The organism is Grimontia celer (assembly GCF_900055185.1).
Classification (GTDB): Bacteria; Pseudomonadota; Gammaproteobacteria; order Enterobacterales; family Vibrionaceae; genus Enterovibrio; species Enterovibrio celer.
In genome coordinates this window covers 1200082-1220459 of sequence record NZ_FIZX01000001.1, presented here as the reverse complement: position 1 = coordinate 1220459, position 20378 = coordinate 1200082, and the positions used below count along the sequence as shown (strand labels likewise).

At 47.8% G+C, this 20378-nt stretch carries 18 protein-coding genes; 15 read left to right on the top strand and 3 right to left on the bottom strand.

Features of this window, described 5'->3' with window-relative positions; all coding sequences use genetic code 11:
* Nucleotides 1–67 precede the first annotated feature (67 nt).
* From hypA to GCE9029_RS05365, 12 genes are read left to right on the top strand one after another with little or no spacing between them, the layout of a single operon-like run.
* Complete coding sequence (hypA, locus tag GCE9029_RS05420; protein WP_062661502.1) at nucleotides 68–409, top strand: hydrogenase maturation nickel metallochaperone HypA; 342 nt, start codon at nucleotides 68–70, stop codon at nucleotides 407–409.
* Nucleotides 409–1266: a hydrogenase nickel incorporation protein HypB gene (gene hypB / locus GCE9029_RS05415; RefSeq protein WP_062661499.1), complete on the top strand. Its 858-nt coding sequence runs from the start codon at nucleotides 409–411 to the stop codon at nucleotides 1264–1266. Before hypA ends, hypB begins: the two co-directional genes overlap by 1 nt.
* 18 nt (nucleotides 1267–1284) lie before the next feature.
* Nucleotides 1285–2757 carry a sigma-54-dependent transcriptional regulator gene (locus GCE9029_RS05410; RefSeq protein WP_062661497.1) on the top strand — a complete coding sequence of 491 codons (1473 nt, stop codon included), beginning with the start codon at nucleotides 1285–1287 and terminating at the stop codon, nucleotides 2755–2757.
* 31 nt (nucleotides 2758–2788) lie between these two features.
* The gene (locus GCE9029_RS05405) at nucleotides 2789–3100 is read left to right on the top strand and encodes a HypC/HybG/HupF family hydrogenase formation chaperone (RefSeq protein WP_062661495.1); all 312 of its coding nucleotides are present in this window, start codon (nucleotides 2789–2791) and stop codon (nucleotides 3098–3100) included.
* The gene (gene hypD / locus GCE9029_RS05400) at nucleotides 3087–4259 is read left to right on the top strand and encodes a hydrogenase formation protein HypD (RefSeq protein WP_062663135.1); all 1173 of its coding nucleotides are present in this window, start codon (nucleotides 3087–3089) and stop codon (nucleotides 4257–4259) included. The genes GCE9029_RS05405 and hypD overlap by 14 nt, the downstream gene beginning before the upstream one ends.
* A 22-nt stretch (nucleotides 4260–4281) precedes the next feature.
* A complete protein-coding gene (hypE, locus tag GCE9029_RS05395) occupies nucleotides 4282–5349 on the top strand; it encodes a hydrogenase expression/formation protein HypE (RefSeq protein ID WP_062661493.1) in 1068 nt (355 codons plus the stop codon).
* A gap of 38 nt (nucleotides 5350–5387) precedes the next feature.
* The gene (locus GCE9029_RS05390; protein WP_062661492.1) at nucleotides 5388–5999 is read left to right on the top strand and encodes a HupE/UreJ family protein; all 612 of its coding nucleotides are present in this window, start codon (nucleotides 5388–5390) and stop codon (nucleotides 5997–5999) included.
* A gap of 6 nt (nucleotides 6000–6005) precedes the next feature.
* Nucleotides 6006–8381, top strand: coding sequence for a carbamoyltransferase HypF (gene hypF, locus GCE9029_RS05385; protein ID WP_062661489.1), 2376 nt, complete (start codon nucleotides 6006–6008; stop codon nucleotides 8379–8381).
* A 37-nt stretch (nucleotides 8382–8418) separates the two neighbouring features.
* Nucleotides 8419–9372 (top strand): NADH-quinone oxidoreductase subunit B family protein, encoded by a 954-nt coding sequence (locus tag GCE9029_RS05380; protein ID WP_062661487.1) that lies wholly within the window; start codon nucleotides 8419–8421, stop codon nucleotides 9370–9372.
* A complete protein-coding gene (locus GCE9029_RS05375; protein ID WP_062661485.1) occupies nucleotides 9372–10892 on the top strand; it encodes a nickel-dependent hydrogenase large subunit in 1521 nt (506 codons plus the stop codon). The genes GCE9029_RS05380 and GCE9029_RS05375 overlap by 1 nt, the downstream gene beginning before the upstream one ends.
* A 2-nt stretch (nucleotides 10893–10894) precedes the next feature.
* Nucleotides 10895–11380, top strand: a complete 486-nt coding sequence (locus GCE9029_RS05370; protein WP_062661483.1) for a hydrogenase maturation protease — start codon at nucleotides 10895–10897, stop codon at nucleotides 11378–11380.
* Complete coding sequence (locus GCE9029_RS05365; protein ID WP_062661481.1) at nucleotides 11377–12873, top strand: sensor histidine kinase; 1497 nt, start codon at nucleotides 11377–11379, stop codon at nucleotides 12871–12873. Before GCE9029_RS05370 ends, GCE9029_RS05365 begins: the two co-directional genes overlap by 4 nt.
* On the opposite strand, the gene GCE9029_RS05360 is transcribed toward GCE9029_RS05365, so the two are convergent.
* The 3 genes from GCE9029_RS05360 to GCE9029_RS26290 all read right to left on the bottom strand — a co-directional run bounded on the left by GCE9029_RS05360 (nucleotide 12815) and on the right by GCE9029_RS26290 (nucleotide 15729).
* Nucleotides 12815–13729, bottom strand: coding sequence for a LysR family transcriptional regulator (locus GCE9029_RS05360; RefSeq protein ID WP_062661479.1), 915 nt, complete (start codon nucleotides 13727–13729; stop codon nucleotides 12815–12817). The genes GCE9029_RS05365 and GCE9029_RS05360 overlap by 59 nt on opposite strands.
* A gap of 1103 nt (nucleotides 13730–14832) precedes the next feature.
* Nucleotides 14833–15156: a hypothetical protein gene (locus GCE9029_RS05350; protein WP_062661475.1), complete on the bottom strand. Its 324-nt coding sequence runs from the start codon at nucleotides 15154–15156 to the stop codon at nucleotides 14833–14835.
* Nucleotides 15157–15564: 408 nt separating this feature from the next.
* On the bottom strand, nucleotides 15565–15729 hold the full coding sequence (locus tag GCE9029_RS26290) for a hypothetical protein (RefSeq protein ID WP_157487772.1): 165 nt from the start codon (nucleotides 15727–15729) through the stop codon (nucleotides 15565–15567).
* A 121-nt stretch (nucleotides 15730–15850) separates the two neighbouring features.
* Between GCE9029_RS26290 and GCE9029_RS05345 the strand changes: the two genes are divergently transcribed.
* The 3 genes from GCE9029_RS05345 to GCE9029_RS05335 all read left to right on the top strand — a co-directional run bounded on the left by GCE9029_RS05345 (nucleotide 15851) and on the right by GCE9029_RS05335 (nucleotide 20308).
* Nucleotides 15851–17038: an acyltransferase family protein gene (locus tag GCE9029_RS05345; protein ID WP_062661473.1), complete on the top strand. Its 1188-nt coding sequence runs from the start codon at nucleotides 15851–15853 to the stop codon at nucleotides 17036–17038.
* A gap of 185 nt (nucleotides 17039–17223) precedes the next feature.
* On the top strand, nucleotides 17224–19425 hold the full coding sequence (locus GCE9029_RS05340; protein ID WP_062661471.1) for a hypothetical protein: 2202 nt from the start codon (nucleotides 17224–17226) through the stop codon (nucleotides 19423–19425).
* Nucleotides 19426–19765: 340 nt separating this feature from the next.
* Nucleotides 19766–20308, top strand: coding sequence for a porin family protein (locus tag GCE9029_RS05335; RefSeq protein WP_062661469.1), 543 nt, complete (start codon nucleotides 19766–19768; stop codon nucleotides 20306–20308).
* Nucleotides 20309–20378 lie beyond the last annotated feature (70 nt).

The following is a 20378-nucleotide window of genomic DNA, read 5'->3' as shown; positions in this document are numbered from 1 at the left end:
GCACGGTCCGTGCTCTGTTACCTCATATACCCACACCCTATAACGAATTTAGCGAAGGAACCGCGACATGCACGAACTATCCATCTGCGAAAGCATCGTCACGACGTTGAAATCCCAAGCTGAGCTTCATGACTTTTCACGCGTGAAAATCTTGCGTTTAGAAATAGGTCTGTTTTCGGGAGTGGAAGTTGAAGCACTTCGTTTTTGTTTTCCAATTGTCGCGCTTGGAACGTTAGCGGAAGACGCCGATATGGAAGTCACCTTGGTCTCAGGACAAGGATGGTGTGAATCATGCCAAAGCGCATCAGAAATGCAGGAGCGCTATTCCCCTTGTCAGCAATGTGGACGTCATGGTCTCACACTGTCTGCAGGTGATGAAATGCGTATAGCCAATGTGGAGGTCGAGTAATGTGTACGGTCTGTGGCTGTGGAGACAGCAGTATTGAAAATCATCACCATGAACACGATCACGTGGCACAGCATGATCATCACTATGGAGATGGGCCAGCCGGTGCACACGTACCGGGCATGAGTCAGACTCGTTTGGTGAGCATTGAACAAAATGTTCTGGCCCAAAACGATCACTATGCTGACGAAAATCGCGCTCAATTTTTCGCAAACGGACAGTTAGTACTGAATTTAGTGTCCAGTCCTGGCTCTGGTAAAACGACATTATTGGTCAACACACTCAATCAATTGAAAGCGTTAATGCCGTTAGCCGTGATTGAAGGCGACCAGCAAACCACCAATGATGCAGAGCGTATTCGTGAAACCTCCGTCCCAGCGATTCAGGTGAATACTGGTAAGGGATGTCATCTTGACGCACACATGGTGGGACACGCCGCTCATGACTTAAAACTGGAACCGCAAACCCTTCTGTTTATTGAAAATGTCGGCAACTTAGTTTGTCCGGCAGCGTTTGATCTCGGTGAGCATTGTAAGGTCGCGATTCTTTCCGTAACCGAAGGGGAAGATAAACCCCTTAAGTATCCCGATATGTTCGCCGCAGCGGAACTGGTTATCTTAAACAAAATCGACTTATTGCCTTACGTGCAATTTAATCTGGACCGTTGCCGGGAATACATTCTTCAAGTCAACCCTAATGCCACAATCATCGAACTCTCTGCGACGTCAAACGAAGGCATTGAGCTTTGGTTTGATTGGCTGAAAGAACAAAAAGCAGAAGTATTAAATAAGCAGAAAACAAAGCTTCTACACCAAATTGAAGCGCTGGAAAAGCAGCTTGGTTCGGCTAGCGGTAACTAAGGGTTTGGTGTAGTCGTCATGCAAAGTTCCAGATTACCCATCGTTCTAGTGGTCGATGATGAGCCAATGTCATTGCAGGCCATGCGAAGGATACTTGAAGAAGACTTCACTGTTCTGACCGCAGAGAATGTCGCGGATGCAGAGAGAGTCCTTTCGGAGATCCCGGTACAAGTCGTGGTTTCCGATCAACGGATGCCGGACATCACGGGTACAGAGTTTCTTACCAAAGTCCGCCAGCAATGGCCTGATGTAATCCGCATCATTATTTCTGCCTATACCGACCCACAAGACCTTATCAAAGGCATTAATGAAGCAGGCATATATAACTTCATTCCCAAGCCGTGGCAGCCCGAGCACCTGATTCTCACACTACAAAACGCGGTCAGGCTTCATGCACTGCAACGAGAAAATGAGCTTCTGAATGTAGAGCTTAAAGTGACAGCTCCCCAAGTGGATGACCAACTCAAACGTAAACGCGCAGAACTGAAAAACCGTCATCATTTCGACAATATTGTGTGTGCTGAACAAAGCCCAATGAAAGGAATTTGTGAGCATGTCGCCCGTATTGCGCCTTTTGATATTCCTGTGTTAGTGACGGGTGAGTCCGGAACGGGTAAAGAATTAATCACACGCGCGATCCACTATTCAAGCCATCGGGCGGATAAGCCTTTTGTGACCGAAAATTGTGGCGCGATGCCTGTTCAGCTTTTGGAGAGCGAACTGTTCGGGCATACACGGGGCGCGTTTACCGGCGCAACGTCAGAGCGGATTGGCCTTTTAGAGCAAGCAGACGGTGGCACCGTATTTCTCGATGAAATTGGAGATACTTCGCTGGAGTTTCAAGTCAAGTTACTCAGGTTCTTACAAGAAGGCGAGATGAGGCCGCTTGGCAGTAACCGGAGCCGCAAAGTGAATGTCCGTGTTATTTCAGCAACCAACCGCAATCTTGAAGAAGAAGTCCGGGAAGGACGCTTTCGTGAAGATCTTTTCTATCGGCTTGCCGCAGTGCCTTTGCACATTCCTCCACTTCGTGACCGGAGTATGGATATTGCTGTTATCGCCAAAAGCATTCTGCAAAGCCATATGGTTGCCTATGGCAAGACCGTCGAAGGTTTTACTCAGGAAGCGCTGAATTGCATGTCAGCTTATCACTGGCCAGGGAATGTCAGAGAGCTCGAAAACGAAGTGAGACGAATGTTGGTGATGGCAGATTCCGCCCAGCTCGGTGCTGATTTGCTGTCTCCCAAGGTGCTGAAAGGCGCTTGTATGGAAAATTTTGATGACACATTGCCTGAGATGTTCGATGAACTGGATGACGGCAGTCTGAAACAGAGAGTAGAGATACTCGAAGCGCGGATCCTAAAAGAGACCCTCATAAGACACCGTTGGAACAAAAGTAAAGCGGCACTGGAGCTTGGGCTTTCCCGGGTCGGACTTCGCGCCAAGCTAGAACGTTATGGGCTCGACCAAGACAAGCTTAACCATTCATAGCTGACTTGACCCAACCACAAGGAGAGGGCAGATGTGCCTTGGAATTCCTGGACAAATTATTGGTATTCAAGATGAAGCCAATTGTATTGCGACTGTAGAAATTTCCGGCGTACGAAGGCCTGTGAACATTGCCTGCGTGCTGAGCGGCGAAAATCCACACGAAACGATTGGCGAGTGGGTCTTGGTTCACGTGGGTTTTGCCATGAGCAAAATCGACAGTGAAGAAGCAGAGAAAACCCTCACGCTGCTCGCAGAGATTGGAGAACTTCAGGAAGAGTTGGATGCCATAGCGCAATCAACGGCTCAGGAAGAACAGGGGGAAAATGGTCATGAAGTACGTTGATGAGTTTCGTAACCCTGATGTGGTTAAAGGCATCGTTGATACGATCAATGTGCAATTGGACGTGATTGAGCAACAACGCGGTAAACCAATGCGTCCACTTCAATTAATGGAGTTCTGTGGCGGACACACTCACACACTGTTTAAGTACGGCATTGAGAACCTGCTGTCAGATCGCATTGAAATGGTTCATGGACCGGGTTGTCCGGTGTGTGTTCTTCCTATGGGACGTGTCGATGACTGTATAGAGATTGCAGCTAATCCAGATGTCATATTCACCACCTTTGGTGACGCAATGCGTGTGCCTGGACTCAATGGCAGTCTACTAGATGCCAAAGCCTGTGGCAGTGATATCCGAATGGTGTATTCGCCTTTGGACGCTCTGGAACTGGCCAGACAATATCCCGACAAGGAAGTGGTTTTCTTTGCGCTAGGTTTTGAAACCACTATGCCTAGCACGGCCTTGACCGTCCTTCAGGCGGAAAAAGAAGGGCTGACGAATTTCTCCCTGTTCTGCAATCACATTACGACCGCACCTACGATAGATGCGATTTTAAATGAGCCGGATCTGAATCTGGATGGTTTCCTCGCGCCGGGTCACGTGAGCATGGTGATCGGGAAAGATCCTTTTGACTTTGTCGTCGACCAATATCAGAAGCCTATTGTGATAACTGGCTTTGAGCCACTTGATATTCTTCAGTCCATCCTGATGTTGGTAACCCAAATTGCCGAACAACGCTGCGAAGTAGAAAACCAATATCGTCGCGTTGTGGAAAACAAAGGCAACGATCCCGGTTTGGCTGCCATTCAAAGGGTCTACGACACGCATCCTGTTACCGAACTACGTGGTTTTGGAGAAATTGGTGATGCAGGTGTACGTCTCCGTCCCGAATACGCAGCATGGGATGCCGAGCAAAAGTTTGTGGTATCACGTCAATCTTCTAACGACCCCGACACATGCCAATGTGGCGAAGTGCTTAAAGGTTTGATTCGTCCTTGGCAGTGCCAAATGTATGGCAAGTCCTGTACGCCGCAATCGCCGCTCGGAGCTCTGATGGTATCGACAGAAGGTGCTTGCTCAGCGTATTACAACCACGGTTTCCGCGCGCCTGATAAAGGTCAGGGACGTATCGCTGTTGTTGATACCACGCCTATGGCTTGATTGTCTTATAAGGAGAGAAGTGATGGCCTTACAACAGCAGCAAAGCCAACAACAAGAACATATTGAACGCATCACGCTTGCTCACGGTAGCGGCGGGATAGCGATGCGGGAATTGGTTGAAAAAGAAATCGTTGCGGCTTTTTCGAACCTTCATCTTGCGCCGCTGGAAGATCAGGCGCGCCTAGACCTTAATGTGCTAACCCAATTGGGAGACCGGTTGGCCATGACGACTGACTCCTTCGTCGTTGACCCGCTGGAATTTCCGGGCGGAGATATTGGCTCTTTGGCGGTGAATGGCACAGTCAATGATCTCGCCATGAGTGGCGCAAAACCTCTGTATCTAACCTGCGGTTTAATTATTGAAGAAGGACTTCCGCTCGACACTTTACGGCGCATTCTCGCCAGCATGAAAAAAGCGGCGGACGAGGCGGGTATTGCGATTGTTTCCGGTGACACCAAAGTGGTTCACAAAGGCGCAGCTGACAAACTGTTTATCAACACGGCAGGTGTCGGAGTGATTCCCCAAGGGACAGATTTTCGTGTTTCACAGGCTCAACCTGGTGACGTGGTTATCGTAAATGGGTGGGTTGGTGACCATGGTGCGACTGTGATGGCAAGCCGCGGTGATTTGGGATTGGAAGCCCGCGTTCAATCAGATTGTCGCTCCCTTTACAAAGAGGTTTGCACCTTGATGGAAGCCAATGAGGTTCACTGCCTGCGTGATGCAACTAGAGGCGGTATAGCGACGGTATTGAATGAATTCGCCGAAAGCAGTGGTGTCAGGATCATACTGGATCAATCCGCCATACCTGTAAGAGATGAAGTTCGTGGTGTCTGTGAATTGTTGGGGCTCGATCCGCTTTATCTCGCCAATGAAGGTAAGTTTCTGGCCATTGTTCCTGATAACCACGCAGAGCAAGCCGTTGAAGCACTGAGGAAACTTCCCGGTGCCGAGCGTTCGGCGATCATTGGTCGCGTTGCACCACTGACGGATATCAGGCCACGCGCTGGCGTATCAATGAGAACCTCTTTTGGCAGTGAGCGAATGATAGACATGCTGACAGGAGACCAACTGCCACGTATTTGCTGACTGTGAAAATCATTTCAAACGAAATAGGAAGGATGAAGATGAAACGTAATGGACTCAAACTCGCCACAATTCTGATTGGATCTGCACCGCTAACCACGTTTGCCCATACCGGCCATGACGTTAGTGGTTTTCTTGCTGGCTTCGGCCATCCGCTGATGGGCGCTGACCATGTTATTGCCATGGCTGCTATTGGTATTTGGGCTTTTATGCTTAAAAGCGAAGGAATAAAACACAGCGGTTCAATGATCCCTTCCGTTTTTCTCGCCATGATGGCCTTTGGCGCTGCACTGGCTTTTTCTAATTTTGCTTTACCGCTGGTGGAAATGGGGATCGCCATTTCCGTCATTCTTCTCGGCATTCTGCTGGTGGCTGGAAAACGTCTGCCTTTGGGTATCACGCTGCCAATGACAGCGAGTTTTGCTCTCTTTCATGGTGCTGCGCACGGTGTTGAAATGCCATATTCAGCGGATGTAGCATCTTACTTTGCCGGCTTCCTGTTTGCGTCCGCTTCACTGATTTTTGTCGGATATACAGTTGCAAACCTGCTGATTGCTGGAGCGGAGAGTCGATCATTCGCGAATAAGCTTGTGATGCCGGTTTCAGGCGGTTTGGTTACGCTTAGCGGCGTGTATCAGTTACTTATGTCATAGGAATTTATGACTGGGTTTCGGATCAGGATCCGCGGCGTTGTTCAGGGGGTAGGCTTCAGGCCTACCGTCTGGCGGGTAGCACGCGGTTTATCGCTACAGGGGCATGTACTCAATGATGGCGAAGGCGTGATTGTCGAACTATGGTGTGACGAAACGCTCGCCATAAAGTTTGTTCGCGCCTTAGAGCTTGAGTGCCCACCGCTTGCGACCATCACGTCAGTAGATATTGATTCAGCCTCGCTAACATCCCCGCCTCCAGATAGCTTTGAAATTGTCGAAAGCCATGAATCTGCTCAGATAAGCGCCGGCATTCCGGTTGATGCTGCAGTTTGTCCGCAATGTATCGAAGAGACACTGGATCCAAGCAGCCGTCGATACCGTTACCCCTTTACTAATTGCACTCATTGCGGCCCCAGACTGACCATTACCAAAGCACTGCCTTACGATCGCCCAAAAACAAGCATGGCGACATTCCCACTTTGTGATGCTTGTGAGCAGGAATATCAAAACCCAGCCAATCGACGTTTTCATGCCCAGCCTGTTGCCTGTGCCGATTGCGGTCCTACGCTTCGGTTATTTGATGAAAACCAACGAAAGATAGAACCGGATTCAATTGGGGCTACCGATGCCATTGAAGTGGCAGCCAGTTTGCTCAAGCAAGGAAAGATTATTGCGGTAAAAGGGTTGGGCGGTTTTCATTTGGCGTGTGATGCCACAAACAATGATGCCGTGTCTGAGCTTAGACGCCGTAAGAAAAGACCGGCAAAACCCTTTGCGGTGATGATGAGGGACATGGAACAAGTCATGACGCATTGCCTTGCATCGGAAGAGGGAGCGCAATCGCTGAGGAGTGCCGCCAGCCCAGTAGTTATCATGCCCTTACGTAATGTGACAACGTCACACCATGAAAGTATTGGCCCTGAAATATCACCTTATGTTGCCCCTGATTTGGCGGAATTGGGCGTCATGTTGCCATCAACGCCTTTGCATCTTTTGCTCTGCCGGGATGCTGATATCCCATTGGTCATGACGTCTGCTAACTTGAGCGGTAATCCGCAGTGCACAGGTAATGATGAAGCGTTTTCGGAGCTCGAAGGTATTGCCGATTTCTGGTTGGTCCACAATCGAGATATCGTCATCCGCGCTGATGATTCTGTGTTAAGGCAAACCGAATTAGGACTTCAGGTAATTCGCCGTGCAAGAGGGTTGGCACCCAGTCCCATTCCTTTACCAAAGGGGTTTGATCAAGCGCCCCAAGTGCTTGCCCTTGGCGGTGAAGTGAAAAACGCCTTTTGCCTGCTATCAGGGCATGGCGCCATTCTCAGCCAATACATCGGGGATTTAGAAAGTCTGAAGGTGTGGGATGACTTTCAATATACGTTAGCTCATTACCAGTCATTGTATCGATTTAAACCTGAACGTATCGCGGTCGATTGCCACCCCGAATACATTGCCACGAAATTCGCCAAATCCACCTTTGATACAAAAGCACTTGTCGAGGTTCAGCATCACCATGCCCATATCGCCGCCTGCATGGGAGAGAACAATCTACCAATAGATCATGAAAAGGTGCTTGGGGTGGTGTTAGATGGGTTGGGCTTTGGCAGCGACGGGACGTTCTGGGGTGGTGAGTTTCTTCTTGCTGACTACCTTGGTTTCGAGCGCATTGGCCATCTTCTCCCAGTCTCACTTCCCGGCGGCAACCAAGCGATTATCCAGCCCTGGAGAAATCTGGTTGCCTGGTTAAACAAATCAAACGTCGATGAGGAACAGAAAAGCGCCTTGTTCGCTCAGCTAAACATCGATGGCAAAGACATAAACACCCTCACGGCCATGATCGACAATGGGCTAAATTCGCCACGTTCAACTTCAACTGGGCGCTTGTTCGATGCAGTATCTGCTGCGCTGTCAGTTTGTATTCATCAGCAAAGCTATGAAGGACAAGCAGCGATAGAGCTTGAAGCTCTGGCGAATCAAAGCACATTGAGTGAACAGGCTGGGTACCCATTCAACATCCTATGTGGCTCATCAACGCAAATGGACCCGTCACCGATGTGGGCGATTTTACTTGAGGATCTATTATCAGGTGCCGCGCTAAGCACGATTGCAATGAAGTTTCACCTCGGCCTTGCAGAGGCAATTTCTAAGATGGTTGTCCGTTTGAGTCAATCACTCGACTTCCCCGCAAAAGTGGCGCTCAGTGGGGGTGTTTTCCAAAACAAATTGTTGCTTGAACAAACCGTTATTCGCCTCAAACAGCAAGGCGTCGAGGTATTGATTCACCAACAGGTTCCCGCGAATGATGGTGGACTGGCATTCGGTCAGGCTTTAATAGCAGCGGCAGTGTCTCTTTCTGGAAACACCGTTGAGCAGAGAGCTTAGACCATAATCATTAAAGGTTTTTTGCAAGGAAGCAGTCATGGCAAAAGACAAGATGAAATTGTTGTGGTTTCAAACGGGCAGTTGCGGTGGTGACACCATGGCGCTGCTAAGCGCAGATCGTCCTTCGTTTTCAGACCTCCTCAACGACTATCCCATCGAGCTACTCTGGCAGCCATCATTATCTGTTGAGAGCTCGGGCAATCTTCTCGATATGATGAATCAAATCATCGAAGGTTCCTTGAAGCTCGACATCCTCTGTATTGAAGGCAGCATAATCACGGCACCCAATGGTACGGGCATGTTTGATGTGTTCCGTAAAACGGCCAAGAAAGATTGGGTATTAAAACTGGCGGACAAAGCGCGGTATGTGGTGGCGATAGGAACCTGTGCAGCTTACGGAGGCGTGCATGCTGCGCCTCCGAACCCTTCAGATTGCCTCGGATTGCAAATGGAAAAAGACACGCCGGGAGGGTTGTTACCGCAAGAATGGCGAAGCGGGGCGGGTTACCCGGTTATCAACCTTGGCGGATGTCCAGTTCATCCCAATACCATGACAAAAACGCTGGCAATGATCGCCAGTGGATTCATTTTGCAATTAGACGAATTGAATCGTCCGAAGGAGTTTTTCAGCTCGTTAGTACACCAAGGTTGTACCAGAAACGAGTACCACGAATACGATGTCGAAGAATCCGAATTCGGCACCAATGGCTGCATGTTCTTCAACCTGGGCTGCAAAGGGCCATTTACCCAAGCGACCTGTAACACCGATCTTTGGAACGGTAGAAGCAGTAAAACCCGTGTTGGTGTTCCCTGTTTTGGCTGTACCTCGCCGAGCTTTCCCGAAGATGAAAGCCTGTTCAATACTGAAAAGCTGGGGCCAATTCCATCCAAACTACCTGTTGGCGTTGAGCGGGCTAACTACATTGCCTACAAAAATCTCGCCAAAGCGGCAGCGCCTGAGCGTGTGAAAAAGCGCAAGATGGAGCCGTGATGGTGCAGAAGACACTCAACATCGACCTGAATCGTGTCGAAGGGGATTTGGAATTCGAACTGGATGTCGAAGATGGCAAAGTGATCGATGCCCGCTGCATTGGTGTGATGTACCGTGGCTTTGAGCAAATCATGATAGGGCGGACACCAAGAGATGCGGCAGTGATTACGCCACGTGTCTGCGGCATTTGTGGCACCGCCCATTTATACGCTGCAACGTTGGCGCTGGAGCAGATCTGGAATGTTAAAGTGCCACCAAATGCCACCTACATTCGTAACCTTTGCCTACTGACAGAGGGGATTCAAAATGACATCCGCCAGAGTTTTCTGATGTTTCTGGTCGATTTCTGTCACGATGCTTACCGCTCTCATCCTTTATATCAAGACATCATGACTGCCTTTGAGCCTTTCAAAGGCAGGCACCATCTCGGCGCACTGGAACAAAGCCGAGATGCGGTTGGCATCATCGCGCTTTTCGGCGGCCAGTGGCCGCATTCTTCTTACATGTTACCTGGCGGCGTGGTGGGTAAACCCAGCATCCGGAAAGTCATCGAATCCCGCGACATTATTAATAAGCTCATACGCTGGTACGAAAGCGCAGTCATTGGTGATTCGCTGGAAAACTGGATGGCAGAAAGCTCAGCCGACACATTTCTCGCATCTTTGGATAACAATCAGAGCAGATCTCAAAGTGCGCTGGGGCTTTTCACCCGCTTTTCGCGCTCTATTGGTTTGCACAACACCGGTTTTGGCACCGGAAATATGCTGAGTTTCGGTGCTGTCAGTGACCCGCTCAATCCCGGAAATTATGCGATGAGCTCCGGCGTTTATGATGCAGCAAGCGGTGAAATCCAACCTTTGGACCAATCACTGATTGAAGAACACGTCCGCTATTCATGGTTCCGCCAATATCAGGGTGGAAGGCACCCGCACAAAGGAGAAACCATACCGGATTATCAAAGCGAATCTGACCGATACACATGGGCGAAAGCACCAAGGTATAACGGTAATGTCATGCAAACCGGTCCGATGGCAGAGCTGATTATCGGCGGCGATCCTTTGGTAGCAGCGTTTCACCAGAAAGAGGGCGCTTCCACCTGGCTTCGACAATTTTCAAGGCTTCGTCGAATCGGGTACAGCCTCATACAAATGAAACAAACCGTTGAAGCGCTCAGCCAGAACGTCAATGGAGATTTCTTCCTTCCACCCAATCCTGAAGATGAAATCGACGGTAAAGGTTTTGGCATGATTCAGGCCGCAAGGGGTGGACTGGGGCATTGGATCAGCATTAAAGATGGCGTAATAGACAGATATCAGATCATCACCCCGACCGCATGGAATGCTTCTCCACGGGATTCCCATGGTCAACACGGTCATTGGGAGCAAAGCGTGATTGGTTTACCTGTCGAAGATGTGGAGAACCCTCTTATGGTAGGACACGTCATCCGTTCTCATGACCCCTGTCTAGTCTGCACCGTACATATGCTGCCCACAGGGAAAAGAAAACGTTTTGGAGTTTAGCCATGCAAGTACTCAGAATCCTCTGTTTCGGTAACACTTTGCACTGCGATGATGGTATTGGCTCCGCGATCGCTTCAAGGTTAAAAGCCTCGGCACTTCCTGAATGTGTCGAAGTGTTTGATGTGGGTATTGCGGGGTTAAACGCCATGCCGTTGTTCGAGAACTGCTCGAAGGTGCTGGTCGTAGACGCCGCAGACTTAGCATTGTCGCCAGGCAGCTTTCGGTTTGTTAAGCGTAGTGAGATCTACGCAACTGAACATGATGATCACATGGGCGGTGTTGGGTACCTGCTCCAAGCCGTAGAGGCAGTCTCTCAACCCAAGCCAAAGATTGATATTTTGGCTATACAACCCGAACGAATTCAACGCTTCGAGCCCCAGCTTTCTATCGCCCTGCTGGATGCCTTAGAAGCGGTAGTCGACACATTGGTTGAATATGCCGGACTCCATGCGCTGGTGAACCAGAATGTGCAGGAATTGTCCTCATGACGATGCCTTCTCGAAAGCTCACTGCGAGAAACGAAAAACAAAACTCCCTTTCTACCAATGCAGAAAATGAACAGCTTCGAAAAGAAATTGACGCGCTATATGCCGCTGCAGAGGCGAGGGAACAGCAACTTCTAGCAGCAACACACGCGATGGATGACATCCTTCTGGAAGTCGAGTCCCAACGCAATGCGCTCAAAAAAAAGAATAAGCAATTGCTCGAATTGAATGCGTACATTCGCAGTATCAATGACGCCATGAATAGCGTTTTAATAGTCGTGGGCATTGATGGACAAGTAACACAGGCAAACCGAGTATTTTCGCAAGATTTACGATGGACAGAAGAGGAACTGCCACAGCTGCATGTCGACATGCTGTTTCAAAGAGAAACGCTCTCAAGCATGAGTAAAGCCGTTCACCAATATCACGGTTCAGTGGTGGTTTCATACATTACCCAATTTAGTCATCTAGAGATTGAAACTGCACTGTACAAAAGTAACGGTAAACCAACACAAGCAATCTACTTAGTGAAGGGGGAGCGATTCTACAGTCATCAGGGCAAACTGCAGGGTATCTTACTGACAGCGACTGACATTTCAGAGCTTCGTGATCGAGAAATCGCGCTTCAACAAAGCCAGCAAACACTTGAAAGCCGTAATAGCGAGCTGGCAGAAACCCTGGAGCAATTAAAAGCGTCTCAGCAACAATTGGTACAGGCTGAAAAGCTCGCCTCTCTGGGTCAATTGGTGGCGGGCGTCGCCCATGAGATCAACAACCCCATCAGTTTTATCATTGGCAATGCTCACGTGTTAAAGCGCAATGCAGAGCGACTACAAACGTATCTACAAGCGGTGCATGCAAATGATGAGCAAGACCTTTCAGACCTGCGAGATTCTTTACGGATTGATGCGGTAACCAAAGATCTAAAGCCTACCGTCGAAGATGTGCTTGAAGCTGCGGGGCGGGTAGGTGGGATTGTGGAAGCACTTCGGGACTCCTCTGCTGAACAAGCCAAAAAGTCTTCAGTAGATTTGCGAGATATTGTTGCTCTATCCGTTAAATGGGTATCTGCTAACTACGACTACAGACAAACGATCCAGATTGACTCTTCCAACAGCGTGATGGTTTGGGGTCACAAAGGCCAGTTGGTGCAGGTTATCGTTAATCTTCTCAACAATGCACTTCATGCCTGCAGAAATGCCGAGCAGCCCAATGTGCGAATCGGAATTGGTCAAAACAAAAGCCAGGCCTGGCTCTGTGTTTCAGACAATGGCACTGGCTTGGAGGAGTCAACAATCAGCAAGATCTTCGATCCTTTCTTCACCACAAAAGAAGTCGGCGAGGGCAGTGGGCTTGGACTCGCGATCAGTTACCGCATCATCTCTGAACATGAAGGTGAATTAAACGTGGAGAACATTGCTGAAGGTGGCGCTAAGTTTACAGTTCTTCTGCCGCTATCGACTGAACAGCAGTCTGTTCAAACAGAAAATCCCTGAATGACTGGGCAATTGGCGTGAGTTTTTTATCTTTACGATGAACAAGGTACCAATGGCGTGTAATTGGCATTCCCCTTACATCTAGCTCTATCAATCTACCAGTTTCTAACTCTTGTTCTATTGAATGACGGGAAACAATACCAAGATATAGACCCGCAGATACGGCTTGTTTTATTGCTTCCGTCGCACTCATTTCTGCACCCACATTCAAAGCCAGTTTGTTGACGTGAAAGAAGCGTTCAATCGCGAATCGTGTACCAGAACCCAGCTCCCTAATTACCATCGATTCCTCGGCAATACGATCTAAAGGAATTCCTTTTTCAAGCCCTAGCGGATGATCAGGAGGGGCAATAACCACTAAAGGGTTACCCATAAAAGGTTTTGCCTGGACATCAATGTCCGTGGGTGGCTTTCCCATAATCAGCAAATCACAGTCGTTACTCTTTAAATCTTTCAGCAGTTGTTCGCGGTTAGTCACGTTAAGGGAAACATGTACGTTCGGATTTTGCTTTAAGAAAGCCGCCAACAGATTGGCTGAAAAATAGTTAGCCGTACTGGCTACCGATATCCGTAACTTCCCTGACTTCAGAGTCTTAAGATTATCAATAGCCTGTTTTGCATCGCTGAAGTTTTGCAGAATTCGGTTGCAGTGGAACAACATTTCATCGCCGGCAGATGTGAGATACAAAGACTTTCCCAGCATTTCAAACAGAGGAAGGCCAACGTTCTCTTCCAGTTGACGAACCTGCATGGATACCGCCGGCTGAGTGAGAAACAACTGTTCAGCCGCCTTAGTAAAACTGAGTTGCGTCGCGACACACTGAAAGATATGAAGTTGGCGCAGGGTAATGTGCATGGATATCCCTTAATTACAGCAAAGGTTAGGGATACTTAGCACAGAGCCTGCCAAAAAATCTATCTTATTGTTTTAATATGAATTATTTCCCAATCCTAGATGATTTATTAGGAATGAAAGCGAATTGAATTGGAAAGAAAGATTCCAGTTTGGAAGCTGACTTTGCGGTAAGGATTCCAACAATATAGTCATTGAAAGCCAGGGAGGCGAACTAAGCTTTTCTTATCTATATTGTTGATAGATAAGGGTGTTATCGTGGAAATGGGAACCCTAAATGAAATGTTTGAAAAAGCAGTCTTAGAGGCTGAAAAAGAAGCCAGATACTATGCAATCTACCAGACTGTATTCAGGGTAATGACCAAAAGCAAATCCTAGTGGCTGTCCGGATAATTCACCAAAGCTAGAAGAACTCTGTTGGAACAGAATGATCCAATATGAGCGTCTTAGAGAATTGGTAATTATCTATTTTATGGTAAATAGATAATTACGTTCAATAGACTGAAATCTTTGAAGAAAGTGGGAATGACAGACGTAGGAGAGTCAGATTTGGCGTAGCTGCATATCATATTTAACATAATATACATAATGCGTATTAAAAGGTTGAGATTTAACAACCCAACATAGTCCCAGATTGAGCTTCAGTTTGCTCATATCGAATCATGACTGTCAGCTTTCTATGTCACTCTTGGTTGGCATCATTCTGACAAAATTGATTCTGCGTTTCCTCAAATGTCTCTCTGTTTTCGTCACGTCGCCCAATCCCGTGGCTATTTGCCCAACGACATAAACTGGGACGGTTAAGTTAATAAAGACCGCGCCGTGCTCATTACCCCTGATGGCCGTGAATTTCATCCCTATGAGCTCGTGACGTTCCCTATATGGAAGTCTGAGTATTACGCGCTCAGGGAAAAATTTGGGCGTATCTCTTCGGCACCCATGCGGCCAGCCCGTGCACCCGTGACTGTGTATCGTGGTCCCAAACGCACAGCCCACGCGCCTTGGGTGCCGAACCGGATAAGATAAAGTAATAAAAAAGCCCGCGATTGCGGGCTTATAATGCTAAAGGTAATAGGAAAGCAATCTATATAAATATAATCTTTAAGTTAATTTTCATTGGTATTCCCTTTGCTTTCCCTTCTTGTTTCTACCCATTCTTGCTTTAACTTCACATCACGACAAGTTTCAACATTACTAAGGAAATTTAATGGTGTGTAAGCCATCTTAGCTATAATTGTTAGTATGGAAGTCCAAAATAAAATTCCATCTTCAATGCTATTTTTTGATAAGAAATTTAAAAGACTAAAAGTGAGCACTGCTGCACTAAGGAACCACGGCCAAGATAAAAGAAAAGCAGCTTTTTTTAGTTTGTCATCCCTAACAAGTAAGACGACCTTTCTCCTAAATCGTCGCCTAAGCACTCTAATCATTCACAACTCAATGAAATACATACAGATGCATATTGTGCCAGATGCGTTATGGTATTGGGAATCAACAAAAGTCCGCAATTACGGGCTTTTTATCATTTAACTAGGCGCTAACTAAATCAGCTTTCTCTGCTTGCGGGACTTTTCGCCTTGCTTACCTGCTGCGCTCAGTTTCTTGCGCATGGTGGTCGCAAATATTTACGGTCATTTTTCACTTGCGCGCCGTGGCCTGACCGCTCTGTTTACTTACGTGTTTTCACCGTGAGAGACTTGGTTGACGTGGCTACACCTCACCTCCAATGTCCGTAGGTTGAGAGCCTTGAAATAGAATTGTCAGAATCTATTTTGTAAAAGTGGTGGATCCTCAATATCCCATGATGCCTGTTCAATAAACTCTGCCGAAGCACGTTATTAAACGACGTGCTTCGTTTTCCCTAGGTTTGCCTTATCGCCTCTTTGCTGCACAACACCTTTGTTATTCTCGCGCTCAATCCGTAAGTTGGAGGGTCGTTCTCTTCCAAAATCAACGGCCACTTCATCATCAATCACAAACCCACCAAATAACATTTCTGTCATCGCATGAGACCCGTTTACTGTTGTTACGTGCCCTTCCCTTTAAGCCTCGTCTGGCGGCCTTCTAAATCCATTTCATCCATTTTTTTATTGCCCAAGTTCTAATGATTAAAAGGACTCTTTTATGCGTCAGGAATTGCCTACTTTGACGTCGATGCGGGGCTTTGCCGCCTTGATTGTCGCGTTTTTTCATGCCCGTTTGGTGTTGTTTCCACAATGGCGGGGCTCGATTGCCAGCAGCACTCAATTTCTTGAAGTCGGATTTATCTGGGTGGATTTGTTTTTCATCCTGAGTGGCTTTGTGATGATGCACGTTTACCGAAACTATTTCGACGGCGGCACAACCCAAGGAAACTGGCGCAGCTTTATATGGCTGCGTTTCAGCAGAATTTATCCGCTGTTTCTGGCGACCGTGCTGGTTCTGGTGTTGTGGGAGTCGTTTAAGCACGTAAATAACGTGAGCTTCTATGGTGGCCCGTTATTGGGCGCTTGGGGAATCAATGGGATTTCGGCGTTTGAAGGACCGTTTAACCGCGGAGACGCCCTGCTTGCAAACCTGTTTTTGGTGCAAGGGATTTCGACCCACAGCTCGCTGACCTGGAACTTTCCTGCCTGGTCGCTCAGTGTGGAATGGCTGAGCTATATTTTGTTCCCGCTGATTGCGGCGATGTTGGGTAAGAGTGCAAAGCGTGGGTTCTGGTTACCTTTGTTGATGATACTGGTGTTTTTCAGCATGGCTAGCCAGTTGGGAACGGTTGACCTGACTAACGGGTTGAACGCCCTATTCCGCGCTTTATGCGGCTTCTCGATTGGAATGTGGATGAGCCTGATTGTGTTGCCAAGCGTGGTTAAGCGCTTTGCCAATAACGACATCACGATGTTTGCGATTGTGGCTGGGATTCTCTATTTACTTCACCAAGGCGCGGCTGTGCAGCAAGCGATGATCGTCTATCTGCTGTTCGCTGTGCTGGTCTTGTTTGGTGCGAATCAGGTAGAACGTCGCTCACTGTTTCTGGCGGTGTTTGATAACCGTGCGACGCGCTTTCTGGGTGACATTTCATATTCCGTTTACCTATGGCACGCAGTGGTATTGTTGGTCGGTGTGGATGCTATTCACTACATCAATCCCGACATTACAAACTGGTGGTATGCGCAAACCTCTGCAAGCGCATTGATAGGCGCAATGGTCGGCTTTGCAGTAGTGATGATCGCCCTCTCTTCATTGACCTATTACGGTCTGGAAAGACCGATGCTGAAATGGCTTCGCCATTTTTCCAAAAAGCCAAGTCAGCTTGAATCGGTGAAAGCTTAGATAACAATAGGCCCTGATATTCAGGGCCTTTTTGACTTAACTGTAAAATTAACCAACACCAATGCATTGCATATGAATCAAATGAATTAGATTGATAGCATATTCTCGTTTTACTTAAAAATCAGACTCCATACTTTTCGGTGCCTAATTGCGTTTACCGAACAACACACCATAAGGAGTTTGTAATGAAGAATTGGAACACCTTCAGATGGCGTATTGCTTATCCACTTGTAACGGCCTTTATGCTACTGGGTTGTGATGGCGGCTCTGGCACAACGAATCAAAGTACCAGTAAAAATAAGGATGCATCTCAAGCCAACGCACTCGAATCAACAACGCCAAGCAGCCAAGAAGGTATTAAAGGCTTTCAATTTCTGGGAGCCCAAGCCACCAATAACGACGACGATAAAGGTACCAACAAAACCGTCAATCTCTCAGGCTCCTCAGGAAACGTCACAAGCGCGTCCAGACCAGCAAACTCCGGCACGAGCAATCCATCGAACACAGCATCATCCAACTCGCCGGAATCCACCCCACCTCCCTCTAATGTGTCATCAACACAAACCGCTAGTACTAACACAGAAAAAACCTCCAATGAGACCACTGATGCAGCAAGTGTTGGCCCAGCGTCGGTAAACGCTGGATCGTCGGATATTAAACAAACAACGACTTCTGCAGGAACGACAGGCAACGCGAATGAAACGCAACCAGTAGCAAGCTCGCAGGTGTCAGAGGCCTCTTTGACCACAGAAGCCACCGGAACCTCAGAAACTGGCACCACCTCAGAACAACAATCAGTATCGACAGAAGCTGGTAAAGGAACATCAGAAAGCGCGGAAGTGGGAAGCGATACAGCTCTCTCGACAGTAGGCAGTGAAACTTCAGGTCAGCTTGAAACGGTGGCGCAAGGAAATAGTTCAGATTCATTAACGTCAACTGTGTCACTAACAGATAACACCGCTGATACTGATGAGAGTGCCCCAGAAACACAAACTCCAGATCCGAGTTCGACGATTGAGATAGCAAACGCCGATGGCACCGCAGAACAAGACACACCATCGACGGCTACCGATAGCGGAACGTCAGAAAGCGCCACTGGTGAAAGCCACACTGCTCTATCGACAGGCAGTGAAGCTTCAGGCCAAGCTGAAACAACGACGGAAGGAACGAGCTCAGATTCAGCAATCTCGACTGCTTCACTAACAGAAAGCTCTGTTGATGCTGATAAGCGCACCTCAGAAACATCAACCACAGATACGAACGCAGCCAGAGAGACAAAAGCAGCTGGCGAAAGCACAACAACGACAAACACAGAAAGTAAATCTACTTTAGCGACTGACGAAAACACAGACGCTGGGAGTGGTACATCGACAAATCACACGACGGCCGAAGTGACAGACCAATCAAAGGAAAATGTTGAAGAAAGCGAGGCGCTAGTAGAAGAAGACACTACGTTGACAGCGTCCATGACAACTGAAAGCTCGTCTAGCAACGCTGGTAGCTCTGAAACCTCATCAAGTATTGAAGTCCTGCCGGACGTGACAACAGAATCAGAAGCTTTTGTGGCTGCATTGGTTGAAGCAATAGAGGGCGCCAACACCGCCACTGAAAGTGCTGAAGCTACACCGACAAAACGCCTGACAAAAATTGAACTCGCACCCTACTCATCCGTTGTTTTTTTTGGCACGGTTCAATTCACAGCGACGGGTACTTATGACGACGGCTCAACGGAAGATATTACCCAACAGGTATTATGGAATTCTTCCAATAGCAACATTGGAGATCTCGATAGCAATGGATTGGCAACCCTCTACAATGAAGGCTCGATTAAGGTTTCCGCCAAGCTGGACGGCATATCCAGCAACGAGGCATTTTTAACGGGTAAAGAATTAGTTTGCGGCCATAAATTCAGCCAGCCGTTCCAGTACGCTGCGAACGATAGAGATAGTGCTAATGCGGCCGGCGGCTGCGTTAAAATTGCCGAAACCGGACAAGGTACCTGGTTTACGTCAGCTCCCAGTGCTCAGGCTGTCATTGATTTCGAATTCCCTATCTCAGGCACTACCTATTGGGAAATGGGTCATCGGGGCCCTCAGGGGAACTTCATATCTTTGAATTATCAAGAATCAAATGCTTGGTGTAGCTGGCTCAATCGTCTGGAATTTGCTGGTCGCAAAAACTGGAAAATGCCTAATGACAGTCAATTGAAAGATCTTCACTCTCAACTCGGTGATATGCACATCAACTATGGCTGGCCGGGGCTCTGGCACTATTACTCAACGGATCGAGGTTGGTTTGGTTATTGGACCCGCTCCCTGAAAAACAGTTTTAGCTGGGACGTGTTCGCTAACGACAGGCATAACACCTCATGCATGTCTGTGGGATAGCGCTGACTTGATTGACACTTCTAATGTGAACAATGAGCTATTCAATCAAGCGGGCTCTGATGTCTATACCCAAACAACCTGTAGTTGGTTGGGTATAGATGCTCCGCGGGTTTTGAATGATTCCAGAAACCAATCCTTCCTTTACGGTCTATTAGCTTGCCCCATCGTTACACACATTGTTACAGCTCTAAGGAATGCATTGATGGAAACACTAATCGAACACTGTATTATTGCGACGGAATGTTTACATTCTCTTGGAGTAGTCTGGCTATCAGCAATGGATTAAAACAGGGAGCGTTTTGCAAGGAAGCCTATATAAACAGCAACAAAAGGCTTTACGATGAAGAAAATGACTATCGCATTGGTTGTCGCATTATCCGCACCCACTTTTGCGTCTGATACGTCAGACGATACTTATCTTTTCGGCGGATACAAAGGCGGTGATCGCAACGGTTTTACTCTGGGGGCTGGCTATCAACTCAGTGAAAGCTTAGGCTTCGAAGCCTCTTACGCCTATGGCGGTGATGAGAGTTTCTATGAGTTTGAAGGCAACAAGGTTACCTATCGAAATAAGGTTAATGTCACTTATCACTCCACGCACATTGATGCGGTATGGAGTAAGGAGATGTCGCCCTACTTCATCCCGTTTGCTAAAACGGGGCTCGCTTACAATGTTGGAAAATCGGACATGACTAGCACCTTCAGTCCTGGACAAATGTCATCCCGTGATAGTGAGTTCAGACCTCATTTGGGCTTAGGTGTTGAGATGAGTTTGCCTTCTGAAGGTAACGTGTTCGCCAGGATGGAATACAACACCTATCTCATGTCCAGCCCAGCCAGTGACAGTTGGTGGGGGTTGAATCTGGGTTACCGATTTAGCTAATAACTTCCGCTATAAGCTTTATCTTTAAAGGGGCTGAATCTGGGGCTCTTTAGGTTGGCTTACTTTGTAT